We start from the raw sequence: 16,421 nt of genomic DNA, 5'->3' as shown, positions 1-16,421 counted from the left end.
TTTTGATACTTCGTTAATTAATATGGTCCTTGGCTGACAGTACTACATAACGCGATCTCCATGCAAAGTAAAAGTAAGAAAAAATAAATGTCATTATAACACTTTTATTTAAAATTAACCGTATAACGCAAATCTTTTATTTTTACGGCAATTTTAAATGTATGTTGGATCTGCGGCTCAATTATCCTTCCGTAAAACAGGAGGCAGTTATATTTAAACAGTATATGGATACATTAGGGGAGCAGGCGCGTTATGCCATGTTATCCCCGGACCCATTCACCCCCGGGGCGGCGGCACATGAGCGGCTGGGGCAGTGGCTGCAAATGGAGGCGGGCGACATGGAACGGTATATGGATGTAAAGACCACCTGCAGCGGTAACAGCGCGGTGTATTGCATACTGGCTTACCTGAAAGCGGCGTACCCGGCGGTAGGGGTAGAGGAATTCACCTACAGCAATCTAAAGCTGGCTGCGCTGGACCAGGGCGTGCGTATGGAAAGTATTGCCTGCGATGAAGAAGGTATGATACCCCAGGCGCTGGCCCAGCATCTTCAACAGGGCAAAAGCAAGCTGATATACCTGCAACCCACCGTGCATAACCCAACCTGCAGCGTAATGTCCCTGAAAAGGCGGGAGGACACTGTGGCCGTGATCCGCTCCTTTGAGGATGTGTATGTAATTGAGGATGACGCCTACCGTTTTCTGCATCCGTCGCCACCGCCTGCTATTTTGCAGTTGATGCCGGAGCGTACCATTTATATATGCAGCTTTTCCAAAACATTCAACCCGTTTGTAAGGATGGCTTATGTCCTTTATCCGAAGGGTTTGCTGGATGGCATGGACCGTATTATCCGTATCACCAGCAGTGGCAGCTCTTCATTGTTCAATGCCTTTACGCAGTACCTGATGCAGGGATCGCTGACGGCGGTGATCGAGGAGAAAAGACGGGTAGGGGTGGCGCTGTATGAAAAAATAGCGCCCATATTCCAGGGGCTCACCTACCATATTGTACCAGGTAGCTACCATTTTTGGTTACAGCTGCCGGACCATCTGAAAGCAGGCGCATTTACTACGGATATGCGCAGCAAAGGGATTGAGGTAATGAGCAGTGAAGATTTTTCTGCGGAGGGTAATCAGCAATTCATACGGATAGCGGCCGGCGCGGTATGGGATTCACCGGAATTGTTGCCGGCATTGGAGGTGATAGCCGGTACGGTAAAACAATCAGCATGACCAGATGGCAACCAGTGGCGCTGTTCCGGATCGAAAAAAAGGGTGTATCAATAGCCTGATACACCCTGAACTGTAGTTTTTATGAGATGTTAATTAGTCTCGGGCCCCTTTTCTTCGCTTCTTCGCGTTTGGGAACCACGAGTTTCAGCACCCCGTTTTCATACCTTGCCTGTATGTTCTCTTCATCCACCACGTCTTTTGGCAGCACAAAGGTCCGCTGGAAAGCCTGGTAACTAAATTCCCTGCGGGTATACTTCTCATCGTTTCCGGCATTGTTCGTTTGCTGCTGGTGTTCCGCAGATATAGTCAAAGTGTTACCCTCCAGCTGCACTTTAAAGTTTTCTTTACGCATGCCAGGCGCAGCCATTTCCACCTCGAAGTTTTCGGGGGTTTCTTTAATGTTAACGGCCGGAATGGTAGTGTTCGTAGAGGAGAAGTTGGACTGGCCCCAATTAAACATATCCCTGTTAAAAAGGTCATCAAACATACCTGAAAGGGTGGGGAAATAATCGTTGTTTCTTTTCATGAGTGACATAATTACCTCCGTTTTTAATAGTTGACAGTTGTTAATTACAATTACTCAATATAACAATTGGGCTTATGCAAGTGGTGTGCCACCTGGCAGGCGGCTGGGTGCTGCTGAAATTTTTACAGCAGTATCATGTCAACATGAGCAGCAATGATTGAAATTTTGACAGTGCGGTGCGCCTGGCAGTCCTACAGCAGGTCTTCTTCTTTTATCAGGTTATTTTTTAGTGCAAACACCACAACGCCGGCGGCGTTCTTTACATTCATCTTTTCCAGGATGCGGGTGCGGTGCCCTTCTACGGTGCGTTTACTCAGGAAGATCTTTTCGCCTATCTGCTGGGCGGTATATTGCAGGCATATAAGCCGTATAATCTCTTTTTCCCGGTCTGTAAAAGTGATCCGCTCTTTTTCCTTGTAGGGATCAAACCGGCTTTTTACGATCATGGAGGCCAGTTTGGCGGATGTTTGCCGGCAGTAGAAGATGTTATCATCATATACCTGGCTGATGGCTTCCAGTATTTCCTGTTTATCCGCGTTTTTGAGCAGGTATCCTTTGGCGCCGGCTTCAAGCATTTCCACGATCAGGTCTTCCTCATCAAACATGGATAGCGCAATGATCTTGAGCGCAGGGTCTTTCTGCAGCAGTATACGGGTCGCGGTAACGCCGTCCATGCCGGGCATCTTAAGGTCGGTCATGACAATATCAGCCTGCGTATTTTCAAGTAGTTCAATCAGTTCCCGGCCATTGGAAGCCTGTCCCACCAGTTGTATATCATCCTGCCTGGAAAGCATCAATGCCAGTCCGTCCCTGAAGATCTCATGATCATCCGCGATCATTAGTCTGATTTGTTGATTCATTCTGTTCCGAAGTAATAATTGAAACCCGTGGTTTAAGCGTGGTACTGCCAAACCCTTCCCAACGACAAGCGGCTATCGGCAGCTGGCAATTTGCAGTACAGGAATATTGACTGAAATTGTCTACTGCATACTGCGAACTTGTTGAGATATTGGGGTGAATAGTGCCTCCCTCCTGCAAGCGTAAATATACAAATTATCCGCAAGGTAGGGGGCAAATTATAATGGAATGATCAGGCGGGTATTTTTATGAGGTAGTTGGTGCCTTGTCCCGGAGAAGATTCGATGACCAGGGAGCCGCGCATGATATCTGTCCTGATCTCGAGGCTTTTCATCCCTAAGCCCGTGGAGGTTGTTTTGGCCTTTTTAACGTCAAAACCGGCGCCGTCTTCCCGAATATACAACAACAGGAGGCCGTCTTCCTGGCTCAGGGATATCTGCAATTGATGGGCCTGGGCATGTTTAAGGGTATTCTGTACGATTTCCTGGATGATACGGAAGATATGGATGGATTTTTCCGGTTGTATGTGGATATCACCGCTGGTGCGCAGGTCTATCTGTAACGACTGGCTTTCGGTGACCTGCTGGATAAATTCGCGGGTGGCCTCTATCAGCCCTTTACGCTCCAGGGCATTGGGCAGCAGGTTATGGGAGATCTGGCGGAGGTTGCGGATGGTATCGTCAATGTATTTGCTGGAGCGCTGAACGATCTGCCGGTCATGATCGTTCTGTACCTCTATGCTATTAATGATAAGCTTTACGGTAGACAGCAGGGGGCCTGCGCTGTCGTGCAGGTCTGTAGCAATGCGTTTGCGCTCATTCTCCAGGATAGTGATCTCCGCGGTGATACGTTCCCGCTGCAGTCTTATATAGCGGCGGTGATACGTGATAATGGAGACCACGAAAAAGATGATGATGATTGCAATAAGCAGTGACACAAAGGCGGTTGTATAAAGGATCTTATCTCCCATTGGTTGCTATATGATGGGGTACAAAGCAGGCTGTGGGAAATACGACGGCCTGCTGCATACTCCGGCTTAGTCAAAGTGCCTGTTAAAATGAAGATTCTTCTTTTTGTCAGGGATTAAAAGCGTAGCCACGCCATAAAGCAAATTTACAAAAGCGTTTATATATCCGAACATGCTTACGATCTTAGTTGCTACCACCAACGCATTATCCGTCTCCAGTACATAGTACGAGGCCTCGAGGATGATCTGGTAGATGAAATAGATAATAAATCCCAGGCAGATAAGGAACTTCGCATTCCAGAATGGCTGCCGGTTATCCTGTACGATCATATAATTGATCTCATTGATACTCAGCAGCACGATCACAAAAGAGTAAGCGCCTTTAAAGAAAGGGCTATAGGTCTCTATCTTATAAAATACCAGGTTCTCCACTATCCATATGATCACCAGGATCACCATCAGGAACAGGAACAACCGCGGTTTGCGCCGGAGGAATCCCCAGGCCCGGAACTGGAACAGGAGGATCACGCACTCGATCAACACATAGAAGTTCAACGTGATAGCATTGTCGGTTTCCAGGTAGTGGATACATATAAAGCTGATGACTTCCGAAGTGAAAGCCATCAGCAATAATAAGATAAAAGGATGGTAGCTGGTATCCATTTTGAAATAGCGTACCACCCCGATGATCAGGGGTATAAATACGATTGCGCTTAGCAGGAACCTGATAATATGATCAGAAAGCATCTGGCAGGTAGAGATAATAGGTTATTTAGATACCGTTTGGGTTCAGCTTGCTGATCTTACAAGGGCAATGTTGACCGTTCTCCATACCCTCAGCGTCCTCGTCCTGTGCAACTGCGTTGGAGATACCCGGTATGCTAACCGTCTTGTTATCATCCGTGAGCAGGCGGGTCTCAATATCGTTGCCCTTGGAGTCGATAGGCACCATCACCAGTCTTACCTTGCCATCCCTGCCTGCGCCGTAATAAATACGGATACCCTGCGCGTCCTTCTGGTTCAATAACACCGCGAAGGCGTCCCGGTTAAAAGATTCCGCACTGGGAAAGTCCAGGATCCTGTTGAGACTATCGCCCGTTCTGGCAACTATATCAGACAACCGCGTGCGGGCGGCAATGAAGTTACTGGTAAGAACAGCGCCATCCCTTAATTTGATAACATGCACCGCAGCTTTCTGGCGGTCAAACGGAATAGGGCCTCTTTGGGGTGGTTGTTGGCATTCACTGAACAAGACGGTTACCAGCAGCGCGGCAACACATGCAAAGTGGTTTCTTTTCATTTTATGAGGTTTTTTGGTGAACTGAGCTGCAAATTAGCCGTTATCTCTGGTAAGGGTGTTCGTAGAATTGCCTGAAAAAACACGTATTTATACCTGATTTTTTAACGTGTTACTTCGCTTGTTTTCCCCCTCCGGATGATAGTAAATTTGTACTGTAAAACGGCTACTACTTATCTCTGCATATATGTGTAACCCCAAAACGTAAACGGCCCCCGCCGTAAACGCACGCTAAAACATTGTTTGTTAACCCTTTTTCTCTGCCTTCTGAAGATAAGCCATTTTTGCCGGAAACCTGTCATATCTAAACATCGAAATTTGTCGATGTATCAGAAACTTCCTACCTTTGTATCATGGATGCGTTGATGATAGAAAAAGCAACCAATGCGATAGCGGATAAAAACCGGCTGGCGATCCTGATGGAGGTGGCCCGGAAGGGTAATTGCTTCTGTGGGGATATCACAGAGCTAACGGGGTTATCGCAACCGACCATTTCCCACCATGTAAAGATACTGGTGGATGCGGGGGTGCTTATCTATGACAAAACAGGTAGAACGGTGCAGCTGACGATCAACAGGGAGATGATGAAACACCTGTCTATGTTCTTTCTGAAACTAAGCTAGCTTTTTTTTGCCCTAATACATTGATGGTTTTAAATGTTTCTATGTATTGGCCTGTAATGGGCCGGGGGAGAGGCATGCCTGGAATGGATCTTGGAATATTGACGGTAGGAGACGCTGGTGTATAAGCTGCAGCGGATCAATAACATCGCATTTTATACGCACAATAATCCTGATCAGCCCCCAGGGAGATGGAGTCGGGCCTGGTACTTTAACCGCTGACTATTGCCGGCTTTTATGAAGTGATGGAATGACCGCGCCTAAATACATTGATAATTTTAAATACATCTATATACAAACAAATACAATTAATCTATGAGTCAGTTATTGAACAAGGTGGCTATTATCACCGGTGGAAACAGTGGGATCGGCTTTGCTGCAGCACAGGAGTTTTTAACAAAAGGCGCAAGGGTGCTGATCACCGGTCGTAAAAAGGATGCGGTAGACCAGGCGGCAGCAGCGCTGGGAGCCAATGCGGAGGGCTTTCTGGCGGATCAGCGCAGCCTGGAAGACGCCGATAAACTGGCGGCGCATGTAAAGGCGCAATATGGCAAGGCAGATATCCTGTTTGTGAACGCGGGCGTAGCCATACTGGGCTCTTTTGAGGAAACTACAGAGGCCCAGTTTGATGAAGGCATGGATATTAATTTCAAAGGCGCCTTCTTTACGGTGCAGAAACTGCTGCCCTTATTAAGAGATGGCGGCTCCATCATTTTCCTGTCCTCTATCAATGCCACCACTGGCATGCCTGGAAGTGCCGTATACAGTGCCAGCAAAGCGGCCATGAACTCTCTTACCAGGGTGTTGGCACGGGAGCTGGCCGGCCGTAAGATCCGTGTGAATGCGGTGAATCCTGGTCCGATCACGACGCCCATCCTCGAAAAAGCAGGGCTTAGCGATGAAGCGGCAGCCGGTTTCCGTGAACAGATATCCAAATCTGTACCCCTGAACCGCGTGGGCGATGCCGGCGAGGTGGCCAAACTGGTGGCTTTCCTGGCCTCTGACGAGTCCCGCTATATAAGCGGTACAGAAGTAGCGATTGATGGCGGGCTTACTGTGCATCCGCTCATGCAGGCATAACAGATGGCCATAATAATAAATACAGAGAGGGGGGCTTGAAGCAGAAAATGTTTCGGGCGCCTCTTGTCTGATACTATCTTACCAGTTTTTGCTAAGCCCTTTCCTTCGGTTTAGGTTCGCTTTAGGTTCGCTTAAGGTATAATCGACCGCTTTAGTTAAAATAGTATCATAATTCAATAGTTGCTTTGGCTTATATTTGTAGGTTTGCTCATCCGGTAATACCATATCCCCCGTTACCATCCTCCCGTTAACGCTTTTTTCTTCACCACTCAACATTCCTTTCCCCAAAAAAAGTTTTGGCCCTCTCCGCACTTTCCCTACCTTTGCATTAACCAAATGGTTTAACCTAAGTTATGTCGCAGGAAAGGAATACGGAAGAACAGATCATCGCCGCCGCCAAGAAGATATTTATACAAAAAGGCCTGGCAGGAGCAAGAATGCAGGATATAGCAGACGAAGCAGGCATCAACAAGGCCATGCTGCACTATTACTACCGCAGCAAGGAGAAGTTATTTGATATCGTGTTTGATGAGGCGCTGGGTAAACTGATCCAGCGACTGGGTCAGATGATCCGCACCAATATGCCGCTGGAAGACAAGATCCGGGGTATTGTGCGCAGCTATATAGAAGGGCTGGTGGAGAATCCTCACATCCCTTTGTTTGTATTGAATGAGCTGCAGCAACAGCCGGAACTGCTGATCACGAAATTCAAGTCCAGGCCGGATTTTCCGGACCTGCACCAGTTCCTGGTAGAAATTGCCAAAGCCTCCGAAGCAGGTATTATTAAAAAGATAAGTCCCGTGCAACTTTTGTTGAACATTCTGGGTATGTGTGTGTTCCCATTTGTAGCAAAGCCGCTGCTGCAGGGGATAGTAGGGGTAGATGAAGTGCAGTTCCGCTTGATAATAGAAGAGCGCAAGCAGTTTGTTGGCGATTTTATAATGGCCGCTTTAACACCGTAATATTTTTTTGCCCATCAATTAACCAATTAGTTAAATAAACCAGTTAAAATATGAGGAAGATCTTTTGGGTATTGCTGTTCGCCTCCCCGCATTTGTTTGCGCAGGATAGCACACTGCTTACCCTGGAGCAATGCCAGGAACTGGCCCGGAACAATTACCCGCTGCTACAGCAAAAGCAGGTGCTGGATAGCATGCTGCAGCTACAGGTAAAAAATACCAATACCGCTTACCTGCCCCAGGCGGAGCTGAACGGGCAAGCTACTTACCAAAGCGCGGTCACAGAAATACCGTTTAAGGTGCCAGGGATCAACATCCCGGAATTTGCCAAAGACCAGTACCGGGCCACCATCGACGTAAAACAACTGTTGTACGATGGCGGCGCTACCCGGCGCCAGCGGGAGCTGCAGCATATACAGCAGCAAACGGAGGCGCAGCGGGTAGAGGTGGAGCTGTATAAAGTAAAACAACAGGTGACCCAGAGCTATTTCAACGGCCTGCTGGCGGAGGAATATGTGCATGCGGCCCGCCTTACCCAGGCAGATATCAAACAACGGATAGAGCGGCTTGACGCCGGGGTACAGAATGGCACCGTACTACCATCCAATGTAGATATGTTGAAAGCGGAACTGTTAAGGTCTGAACAACAGGAGCTATCTGCCGCTGCCTCCCGTAGCGCCAGCCTGGCCACTCTGCAATTACTAACCGGTTTTAATACCAGCGGCGCTATAAAGCTGGCCATGCCGCAGGCCGTTAACGATGCCGGTACAGATACCCTGCAGCGCCCGGAATTACAGTTCTACCGTTTACAATCTGCCTCCCTGGATCAACAGGCTAAATTAACCGCCACCAAACCTATGCCCCGTGTAAGCGCATTTGTACAGGGCGGTTATGGCCGGCCGGGCCTTAATATGCTCAACAACGATTTTGCCGGCTTTTATATGGGTGGTATCCGGCTGAACTGGACGCTCTGGAACTGGCGGTATAACCGCACAGAGCAAAAAATATTGCAGCTGCAGCAAAGGAATGTGGAACAGCAATCTGCCAGTTTTACCCTTAATACCCGCGTACAATTGGCGCAGCAGCAAACAGAGATAGGCCGCCTGCAACAAACGCTGGAAAAGGACGGCGATATACTTGTGCTGCGTGCGCGCGTAAAGGACGCCAGCGCCGCCCAGCTGGATAACGGGGTGCTGACCGTGCATGACTACATTACAGACCTGAATGCCGTTATGCAGGCCCGCGTAGACCAAAGTACCCACCAGGTGCAGCTGGCCCTGGCGCGTATCAATTATCAACTTATAAAAGGATACTAAACATATGCTACCCGTACTTAAGAACACCGCTACCATACGCGCCGCCGTGGCGACCCTGCTGATCATGGCCGTATTACCGGCCTGCCGCTCCAATAAAGATGAGGCAGATGCTTTTGGGAATTTTGAAGCAGTGGAGACCGTCGTATCTGCCGAAGGCACCGGCAAACTGCTCTCCTTTATGGTGGAAGAAGGCATGCGACTGCCTGCGGATACCATTGTAGGCTGGATAGACTCTACACAGCTATCCCTGAAAAAATCGCAGGTAAAGGCCAATATCCGCGCCGTACTGAGTAAGATCCCGGAGACGGCTCCCCAGCTGGAAGTGATCCGTGAACAGATAGCCACCCAGAAAAGGGAGCAATTACGCGTGCAGAACCTGCTGAAGGCTAATGCTGCTACCTCCAAACAGCTGGATGATATTAATGCGCAAATAGCGGTACTGGAAAAACAATACCGCTCCCTGGCCTCCTCCCTTAATACGCAGGTAAGCGGTTATAGCAGCGAAGCCCAGCCCCTGGAAGCGCAGGTGTTACAGTTGAACGACCAGCTAAAACAATCCCGTATTATAAACCCCGTAGGCGGCACTGTGCTGACCAAATATGTAGAAAGGGGAGAGGTGGTGACCTATGGCAAGGCGCTGTATAAAATAGCGGACCTCTCATCCCTGTTGCTGCGGGCCTATATAGGAGAGGAGCAGCTGGGGCAGATAAAGCTGGGACAACAAGTCACCGTGCGCACGGACCTGCCGGAAGGTAAATACCGCCAGTGGACCGGTACCGTCACCTGGATCTCTGCAGAAGCGGAATTCACCCCTAAAGAGATACAGACCAAAGAGGAGCGCACTAACCTGGTATACGCGGTAAAGATAAAAGTGCAGAACGATGGCAGCCTGAAGATAGGTATGCCCGCAGAGCTAAAACTGGCAAAACAGTAACACATGCAAACACCCATTGTAGTACAGGAGGTGCACAAGAATTTTGGCGAAGTAAAGGCGCTGCGCGATATCTCCTTTACCGTGAATGAAGGCGAGCTGTTTGGGTTGATTGGTCCGGATGGCGCGGGTAAATCCACCCTGTTCCGCATCCTTACCACGCTGTTGCTGGCGGATAAAGGCAAGGCCACCGTAAATGGGCTGGATGTAGTGAAGGATTATAAGGCCATCCGTAAGATAGTAGGTTATATGCCGGGGCGTTTCTCCCTGTACCAGGACCTTACCGTACAGGAGAACCTGGATTTTTTTGCCACCATCTTTAATACCACGGTAAAGGAAAACTACGGGCTGATAGAGGAGATCTATGTGCAGATAGCGCCTTTTAAAGACCGCCCGGCCGGTAAACTCTCCGGCGGTATGAAACAGAAGCTAGCCCTGTGCTGCGCGCTGGTGCATAAACCCACAGTACTGTTCCTGGATGAGCCTACGACCGGCGTGGACCCTGTATCCCGCAAGGAATTCTGGGAGATGTTGCAGCGCCTGCGGCAAAAGGGTATTGCCATACTGGTATCCACACCGTATATGGATGAAGCAATATTATGCGGCCGCGTAGCCCTGATACAGAATGGCGCGTTGCTAAAGATAGATACGCCGCAGCAGATCACCCGGGAATTCAGTAAGCCGTTATGGGCGGTGAAGGCCAAACAAATGTACCGGCTTATACAGGACCTGCGGAGTTTTGAAGACACGGATAGTTGTTATGCCTTTGGCGAATACCTGCATCTTACGCTTAAACACGGGGAGGCAGATGTGGATAAACTACGCGCTTACCTGCAACCCAAAGGGCATGAACAGTTTGATATGGTTCCCATAACAGCCGGTATAGAAGACTGTTTTATGGAACTGATGAAAAGCGAAAAACAGCAATAACACATGCAACCAATTGTTACCAACGCGCTTACCAAAAAATTCGGCAGCTTCATTGCCACGAACGCCATTACGTTCGAAGTAAAACAAGGCGAGATCTTTGGTTTCCTGGGCGCTAACGGAGCGGGTAAGACCACGGCCATGCGCATGTTGTGCGGGCTGTTACGCCCCAGCAGCGGTACGGCCAAAGTAGCAGGATATGATGTGTATACCCAGGCAGATAAAGTGAAGCAGAATATAGGCTATATGAGCCAACGATTCTCCCTGTACGAAGATCTGAAGGTAAAGGAGAACATCCGTTTCTATGGCGGCATCTACGGGCTCCGTAATGGCGAGATAAAAGAGAAGACAGAACGCCTGTTGCAAAAGCTGGGCATGGAAGCAGAGGCAGACCAGTTGGTAAGCGCGCTGCCGCTGGGCTGGAAGCAGAAGCTGGCTTTTTCTGTAGCCATTTTGCACGATCCATCTATTGTGTTCCTGGACGAGCCTACCGGCGGTGTAGACCCTGTGACGCGGCGCCAGTTCTGGGACCTGATCTATGAAGCCGCCAACCGGGGCGTAACAGTATTCGTTACCACCCATTATATGGACGAGGCGGAGTATTGTGACCGCGTATCCATTATGGTGGATGGGCGCATACAGGCGCTGGACACCCCGCGGCAGCTGAAAGCGCAATTCGGGGCGGAATCTATGGACGATGTGTTCCTGCAACTTGCCAGGGGAAAGTAATCTGTAATTGATAATTGTTTAATTGATCATTATGCGTCAGTTCTTCGTGTTTGCCAGAAAAGAGTTCTACCATATTTTCCGCGACAGGCGCACCCTGCTGATATTGTTTGGTATGCCTATCGTGCAGGTGATCATCTTTGGTTTTGCCATTACCAATGAGATCAAAAATGCAGACATTGCCGTGCTGGACCAGTCAAAAGATCACTATAGCGCCCGCCTGATACAAAAGCTTACGGCCGGCAGTTATTTCCGGATAGACCGTAACCTGCAGACGCCTAAAACTATTGAAGCCGCTTTCCGGGAAGGGCGCATCAAAATGGCGGTGGTGATACCACCCCGTTTTGGCCAGGATTTCTTCCATCTCCGTAAAGCGCAGGTACAGCTGCTGGCAGACGCAGGCGATCCCAATACCGCCACTACCTTAGTGAACTATGCCCGGGCTATTATCGGCAACTATCAGCAGGAGCTGAACGGGCCGGCAGCCTTACCGCTTACCATCAACACCACCGTGCGCATGCAGTATAACCCCGCTTTGAAAAGTGTGTTCCTGTTTGTGCCGGGCGTAATGACGCTTATCTTATTGCTGGTATCCGCCATGATGACCTCTATCACCATTGCCAGGGAAAAAGAGCTGGGTACCATGGAGATACTGCTGGTATCCCCTTTGCCGCCACATTTGATCGTGATGGGTAAAGTAGTGCCTTACATTGTGCTTTCTTTTATTAATGCGCTGGTGATACTGGCTATGGGGGTATGGATCTTTGGCATGCCTGTTAAAGGCAGCGTAGTGCTGTTGCTGGCGGAGTGTGTGCTGTTTGTATTAACATCGCTGGGGTTAGGGATCCTCATCTCTACAGTTACAGATAAGCAGCAAACGGCCATGATGGCCTCTATGATGGGATTGCTGATGCCTACCGTATTATTATCCGGTTTCATCTTTCCTGTTGAGAGTATGCCAAAGCCACTGCAATGGCTGTCCAATATAATGCCTGCCAAATGGTTTATCATCATCCTCAAAGATATTATGCTAAAAGGCTCCGGCCTGCGCGAGGTATGGCCGCAAACCCTGCTGCTGACGGGTATGACCATATTCTTTATTGTGCTGAGCATACGTAAATTCAAAATCCGTTTAAGCTGATGCGTACCATCCGTTTCATATTACAGAAGGAGTTCCTGCAGATCTTCAGGAACAAATCCATGTTGCGGATCATATTGGTGATCCCCATTGTGCAGCTGCTGGTATTATCCAATGCTGCCAATTACGAGATAAAGAACCTGGCGATTGATGTGGTGGACCATGATCATTCCGCCTGGTCGCAGCGGCTGGTAAACAAACTTACAGCCAGCGGTTATTTTAAGATATACCGGCACAGCTTTGACCGGAAAGCCGCTTTCGAGGACCTGGAACTGGATAAGGCAGATATTGTGCTGATGATACCCCCGCACTTTGAGCGGGATCTGGTACGGGAGAATGAGGCTACCCTGCAGCTGCTGGTAAATGCCATTAACGGCAGCAAGGCAGGGCTGGCCAATGGTTATGCAAACAGCATTATCCGGGATTTTAACCAGGGTATCCGTACGGAGTGGCTGGCGATGGACAAACACAGCGGCCCTGCGGTGATAGATGTCACTTATTCCAACTGGTTCAATGTACGGCTGGATTATAAGGTGTTTATGGTACCGGGTATATTGGTGGCGCTGGTCACCATGATCGCGGCCTTTCTTTCCGGTATGAACATCGTAAAAGAGAAAGAAATAGGCACCATAGAGCAACTAAATGTGACCCCCATACGTAAACATCATTTTATATTGGGGAAACTGATCCCTTTCTGGATAGTAGCCCTTTTTGAGCTGGCCTTTGGATTACTGATCGGGAAACTTGTATTCAGCCTGCCTATAGGGGGCAGCCTGTGGCTGATCTTCCTGTTCGCAGCTGTTTATCTGTGGGTGATGCTGGGTATGGGATTGCTGATCTCCACTTTTACGGAAACACAGCAGCAGGCCATGTTCATTGCCTGGTTCTTTGTGATCATTTTCCTGTTGATGAGCGGGTTGTTTACACCAGTGGAGAATATGCCGCAATGGGCGCAAACGCTTACCTGGTTCAACCCCATTGCTTATTTCGTGAAGGTGATCCGTATGGTGCTGCTCAAAGGCAGCGATTGGGGCAATATACAATCTTATCTGCTGATCATGCTGGCATATGCGCTGGTGATGAATGGCGTGGCCATCCTCAACTACCGCAAAACATCATAAAAGTCTGTATCGCTGTTACAATGTAACAGTTGTAGGTTTAGGCAAAGGCCGGAATAATCCTGTTCCGGCTTTTTTACGCGTCAAATCTTTCAAACCGTTCACCATTCCATTTAAACAGGAACGGTGATACGGGGTAGTTGCCGTTGTGGTAGCTCTCTTCCGCCATGTCCTTCATTTTCGCAATATGCTCCGGGCTATTGCTGCCGGTGATAAAAAGCAGGTCGCGGTTGGGGATGATGATCACAAACTCGCCGTCAACCGGGAAATTCTCCTGTGTCCAGATCGATGGCAGCAGGATCAGGCTGGCCTCGAAAGTGCCGCCGGCAGTGACCATATAAAGGCCGTTATCGCCATGTCTTTCTATATTGGGTAGTAAATTCTCCAGGTAACCCAGTGCAATTTCGCGCAGCGATTCCAGGCTGATCTGGCAATCTGCCAGCCTGCCCTGTGTAAGATAAGCAAGGGCGTGTTCCTTATCCTCTGCATAAGCAATTACGAGATCATCATTATACTGTTCCTTTACCAGGGAGATTTCCCCCGCCTGGTCACCACCGGTGGTTAACCCCTCGCCAAAGTCGCCGGCTTTGATAACAGGCACCACGTTTTCCAGCAGCAGCGTGTCCTCTTCCTGGTACAGGTGGGCGCAGGCGGCCAGGTACCTGTTAATGATCTCCTGCAGCTGTCCGGGCTCCCCCTCATAGGCCATAAAGGCGTTGTCAATATAATGGTTCCCTTCTGTGCCCCCGTAATTGGAGTGGATGGTCAGGTCTGGCTGCAGGGTAAAGCTGGCCTGTGGATATTCATTTTCCAGTGCGGCCATGTAAAACTGTGCAAATTCCGCTTTTGTTAACACTTGCTGTTTGTCAGCAGGTTTGTTGCCGCCGAATAGAGAAGATAAAAATGACATGGGTTGATGGATTATATATGAAAACCCAAAATACACATATAACCCATTTGCAGGATGTTGTTATTGTTAAATATATCAGGTTTTTAGCTTGCGGATAAGTTTCCCCAGGGTCTTGATGCCTTCTTCCACCTGTTTGTTCCATGGGTTGCCATAGCTAAGGCGCATACAGTTGCGGTAGCGGTCCTGCAGGGAGAAGATGCGGCCGGGCGCAAAGCTGATCTTTTGTTTCAACGCCAGCTCGTATAATTCAAAGGTGTTTATCTGCTCATTCAGGGCCAGCCACACCACAAAGCCGCCCATGGGGCGGGTGACCAGGGTATCTTCCGGGAAGTAGTCTGCTACGGCCTGCAGGTAGCGCAGGCTTTGGGTATGCAGTTGTTTACGCATGCCGCGCAGGTGGTGCTCATAGCGGCCGTTCTCCAGGAAATGGGCTACGGCGGCATGCGGCAGGGAGGCGCAGGCAATGGAGTGGTTCCGTTTAAGCCGCAGCACTTTCTCCTTGTATTTGCCCGGTAATGCCCAGCCTACGCGATAACCCGGCGCCAGCGATTTGGAGAAAGAGTTGCAGGCCAGCACAATGCCGCTTTCGTCAAAGGTCTTACAGAGGGCGGGGCGTTCCCGGCCAAAATAGATATCGCCGTAAATATCATCTTCTATGAGGGGAATGCCATACTTCTCATGGATGCGTACCAGCTCCCGTTTATGGGTATCGGGCATGCAGGAGCCCAGGGGGTTGTTAAAATTGGTCACAAACAGGCAGGCCTTAATGTTAAAGCGGGGAATGGCCTTATCCAGGTAATCAAGGTCTACGCCGGTAACCGGGTTGGTAGGCACCTCCAGTACCTTAAGGCCCAGGCTGGCTGCCAGCTGCAGGGAGCCGTAATAGGAGGGGCTTTCCAGCGCGATGGTATCGCCGGGCTGTGTAACGGCGCAGAGGCAGAGGGTGAGCGCATCTGAGCAGCCATGGGTGGTCACTACATCGTCTTCGCTAACAACGCCGCCCCAGAGAATGCTCATACGGGCAATTTGCCGCCGCAGGTCTATATTGCCCTGCAGGGATTCGTAGCCTATACCATTGTATGGCAGCTGCCGGACAGCCTGGATCATGGATTTGGCCATTTTTGCCGAAGGCAGCAGGGAGTCTGCCGGGGCCGCGATGGAGAATTTCTGGATATTATCCGCCGTCATGTGGGTGAACACGCGGGAGATCATATCGTTCACCGTTACTTCTGACGCCTTTTTAACCGGTTCGCAGGTCTTGGGAAGGTCCCGCGCCTTGCGGGGGCTAAAACGGATATAGTAGCCGGATTTTGGCCGGGGCTCTATCAACCCTTTTGCTTCCAGGTGATAATAGGCCTGAAAGGCCGTGCTAAGGCTTACGCCCTGCTCTTTGCTGAGCATCCGCACGGAAGGCAGCTTATCGCCGATCTTCAGTACTTCTTTCTCTATCATCTGTTCTATGCGGTCTGCTATCTGCAGGTACAAGTGTTCGGCAGTCTTTAACATGGCATACTGGATCTGATCTGGTCAAAGTTAGTAAAACTGTATCTGTTTTGGTCCTGGCAAAAGCCTTTATTTTGCAGCCATTAATTTTTTACCTCCTTCCGCCCTTATGCTGTATACTTCTTTATCTGAACGTTTGCGCACACAGTACCAGGCGCCGGGCTTATTTACCGCCAGACAATTGTTGCAACAGCTGTAGCCCGGCAAATGGTCTGTGCATGGGCAAATAACCTACCACATCAACAAGCCCCTGTAATTATCTTGCCGGATTATATTTTGCGCAATTAAAAAGTTGCACTATTTTCATGCAACT

Annotated in this window: 17 protein-coding genes; 10 read left to right on the top strand and 7 right to left on the bottom strand. The window is 49.4% G+C overall.

Annotated features, from left to right (window positions below; genetic code table 11):
* Positions 1-161 precede the first annotated feature (161 nt).
* Complete coding sequence (locus F0L74_RS25145) at positions 162-1,232, top strand: aminotransferase class I/II-fold pyridoxal phosphate-dependent enzyme (RefSeq protein ID WP_149840669.1); 1,071 nt, start codon at positions 162-164, stop codon at positions 1,230-1,232.
* 79 nt (positions 1,233-1,311) lie between these two features.
* Here F0L74_RS25145 and F0L74_RS25140 read toward each other — a convergent pair whose 3' ends face one another.
* The 5 genes from F0L74_RS25140 to F0L74_RS25120 form a co-directional block, all read right to left on the bottom strand.
* Positions 1,312-1,758, bottom strand: a complete 447-nt coding sequence (locus F0L74_RS25140) for an Hsp20/alpha crystallin family protein (protein WP_246197811.1) — start codon at positions 1,756-1,758, stop codon at positions 1,312-1,314.
* Positions 1,759-1,949: 191 nt separating this feature from the next.
* Positions 1,950-2,618: a response regulator transcription factor gene (locus F0L74_RS25135; protein ID WP_149840667.1), complete on the bottom strand. Its 669-nt coding sequence runs from the start codon at positions 2,616-2,618 to the stop codon at positions 1,950-1,952.
* Between the two features lie 230 nt (positions 2,619-2,848).
* A complete protein-coding gene (locus F0L74_RS25130; RefSeq protein WP_149840666.1) occupies positions 2,849-3,586 on the bottom strand; it encodes a sensor histidine kinase in 738 nt (245 codons plus the stop codon).
* 66 nt (positions 3,587-3,652) lie between these two features.
* The gene (locus F0L74_RS25125) at positions 3,653-4,330 is read right to left on the bottom strand and encodes a hypothetical protein (protein WP_149840665.1); all 678 of its coding nucleotides are present in this window, start codon (positions 4,328-4,330) and stop codon (positions 3,653-3,655) included.
* Between the two features lie 25 nt (positions 4,331-4,355).
* On the bottom strand, positions 4,356-4,883 hold the full coding sequence (locus F0L74_RS25120; RefSeq protein ID WP_149840664.1) for a hypothetical protein: 528 nt from the start codon (positions 4,881-4,883) through the stop codon (positions 4,356-4,358).
* Between the two features lie 350 nt (positions 4,884-5,233).
* On the opposite strand from F0L74_RS25120, the gene F0L74_RS25115 reads away from it, so the two are divergent.
* The 9 genes from F0L74_RS25115 (at position 5,234) to F0L74_RS25075 (ending at position 13,698) form a co-directional block, all read left to right on the top strand.
* Positions 5,234-5,503, top strand: a complete 270-nt coding sequence (locus tag F0L74_RS25115; protein WP_149840663.1) for an ArsR/SmtB family transcription factor — start codon at positions 5,234-5,236, stop codon at positions 5,501-5,503.
* A 312-nt stretch (positions 5,504-5,815) separates the two neighbouring features.
* Entirely contained in the window at positions 5,816-6,580 is a 765-nt protein-coding gene (locus tag F0L74_RS25110; protein WP_149840662.1) for an SDR family oxidoreductase, read from the top strand.
* A 353-nt stretch (positions 6,581-6,933) separates the two neighbouring features.
* A complete protein-coding gene (locus F0L74_RS25105; RefSeq protein ID WP_149840661.1) occupies positions 6,934-7,542 on the top strand; it encodes a TetR/AcrR family transcriptional regulator in 609 nt (202 codons plus the stop codon).
* 50 nt (positions 7,543-7,592) lie between these two features.
* On the top strand, positions 7,593-8,855 hold the full coding sequence (locus tag F0L74_RS25100) for a TolC family protein (RefSeq protein WP_149840660.1): 1,263 nt from the start codon (positions 7,593-7,595) through the stop codon (positions 8,853-8,855).
* A 4-nt stretch (positions 8,856-8,859) separates the two neighbouring features.
* The gene (locus F0L74_RS25095; protein ID WP_149840659.1) at positions 8,860-9,789 is read left to right on the top strand and encodes an HlyD family secretion protein; all 930 of its coding nucleotides are present in this window, start codon (positions 8,860-8,862) and stop codon (positions 9,787-9,789) included.
* Positions 9,790-9,792: 3 nt separating this feature from the next.
* Positions 9,793-10,716, top strand: a complete 924-nt coding sequence (locus F0L74_RS25090) for an ABC transporter ATP-binding protein (protein ID WP_149840658.1) — start codon at positions 9,793-9,795, stop codon at positions 10,714-10,716.
* A 3-nt stretch (positions 10,717-10,719) separates the two neighbouring features.
* Complete coding sequence (locus tag F0L74_RS25085; RefSeq protein ID WP_149840657.1) at positions 10,720-11,442, top strand: ABC transporter ATP-binding protein; 723 nt, start codon at positions 10,720-10,722, stop codon at positions 11,440-11,442.
* Positions 11,443-11,473: 31 nt separating this feature from the next.
* Positions 11,474-12,580 (top strand): ABC transporter permease, encoded by a 1,107-nt coding sequence (locus tag F0L74_RS25080; protein ID WP_149840656.1) that lies wholly within the window; start codon positions 11,474-11,476, stop codon positions 12,578-12,580.
* Complete coding sequence (locus F0L74_RS25075; protein WP_149840655.1) at positions 12,580-13,698, top strand: ABC transporter permease; 1,119 nt, start codon at positions 12,580-12,582, stop codon at positions 13,696-13,698. The genes F0L74_RS25080 and F0L74_RS25075 overlap by 1 nt, the downstream gene beginning before the upstream one ends.
* Positions 13,699-13,771: 73 nt before the next feature.
* Here the strand turns inward: F0L74_RS25075 and F0L74_RS25070 are convergent, their stop codons facing one another.
* Positions 13,772-14,605 (bottom strand): DUF1444 family protein, encoded by an 834-nt coding sequence (locus tag F0L74_RS25070; RefSeq protein WP_149840654.1) that lies wholly within the window; start codon positions 14,603-14,605, stop codon positions 13,772-13,774.
* A gap of 75 nt (positions 14,606-14,680) precedes the next feature.
* Positions 14,681-16,111 carry an aminotransferase-like domain-containing protein gene (locus F0L74_RS25065; protein WP_149840653.1) on the bottom strand — a complete coding sequence of 477 codons (1,431 nt, stop codon included), beginning with the start codon at positions 16,109-16,111 and terminating at the stop codon, positions 14,681-14,683.
* Positions 16,112-16,421: the final 310 nt, after the last annotated feature.

The sequence above is a fragment of the Chitinophaga agrisoli genome (assembly GCF_008386695.1).
Taxonomy (GTDB): domain Bacteria; phylum Bacteroidota; class Bacteroidia; order Chitinophagales; family Chitinophagaceae; genus Chitinophaga; species Chitinophaga agrisoli.
This window is presented reverse-complemented; position numbering and strand designations above follow the sequence as displayed.

Coding starts and splice junctions, on each gene's coding strand:
- F0L74_RS25090 (WP_149840658.1), top strand. CDS start 9,793: ATGCAAACACCCATTGTAGTACAGGAGGTGCACAAGAATTTTGGCGAA.
- F0L74_RS25110 (WP_149840662.1), top strand. CDS start 5,816: ATGAGTCAGTTATTGAACAAGGTGGCTATTATCACCGGTGGAAACAGT.
- F0L74_RS25080 (WP_149840656.1), top strand. CDS start 11,474: ATGCGTCAGTTCTTCGTGTTTGCCAGAAAAGAGTTCTACCATATTTTC.
- F0L74_RS25115 (WP_149840663.1), top strand. CDS start 5,234: ATGGATGCGTTGATGATAGAAAAAGCAACCAATGCGATAGCGGATAAA.
- F0L74_RS25095 (WP_149840659.1), top strand. CDS start 8,860: ATGCTACCCGTACTTAAGAACACCGCTACCATACGCGCCGCCGTGGCG.
- F0L74_RS25120 (WP_149840664.1), bottom strand. CDS start 4,883: ATGAAAAGAAACCACTTTGCATGTGTTGCCGCGCTGCTGGTAACCGTC.
- F0L74_RS25070 (WP_149840654.1), bottom strand. CDS start 14,605: ATGTCATTTTTATCTTCTCTATTCGGCGGCAACAAACCTGCTGACAAA.
- F0L74_RS25075 (WP_149840655.1), top strand. CDS start 12,580: ATGCGTACCATCCGTTTCATATTACAGAAGGAGTTCCTGCAGATCTTC.
- F0L74_RS25085 (WP_149840657.1), top strand. CDS start 10,720: ATGCAACCAATTGTTACCAACGCGCTTACCAAAAAATTCGGCAGCTTC.
- F0L74_RS25145 (WP_149840669.1), top strand. CDS start 162: ATGTTGGATCTGCGGCTCAATTATCCTTCCGTAAAACAGGAGGCAGTT.
- F0L74_RS25100 (WP_149840660.1), top strand. CDS start 7,593: ATGAGGAAGATCTTTTGGGTATTGCTGTTCGCCTCCCCGCATTTGTTT.
- F0L74_RS25065 (WP_149840653.1), bottom strand. CDS start 16,111: ATGTTAAAGACTGCCGAACACTTGTACCTGCAGATAGCAGACCGCATA.
- F0L74_RS25140 (WP_246197811.1), bottom strand. CDS start 1,758: ATGAAAAGAAACAACGATTATTTCCCCACCCTTTCAGGTATGTTTGAT.
- F0L74_RS25130 (WP_149840666.1), bottom strand. CDS start 3,586: ATGGGAGATAAGATCCTTTATACAACCGCCTTTGTGTCACTGCTTATT.
- F0L74_RS25105 (WP_149840661.1), top strand. CDS start 6,934: ATGTCGCAGGAAAGGAATACGGAAGAACAGATCATCGCCGCCGCCAAG.
- F0L74_RS25135 (WP_149840667.1), bottom strand. CDS start 2,618: ATGAATCAACAAATCAGACTAATGATCGCGGATGATCATGAGATCTTC.
- F0L74_RS25125 (WP_149840665.1), bottom strand. CDS start 4,330: ATGCTTTCTGATCATATTATCAGGTTCCTGCTAAGCGCAATCGTATTT.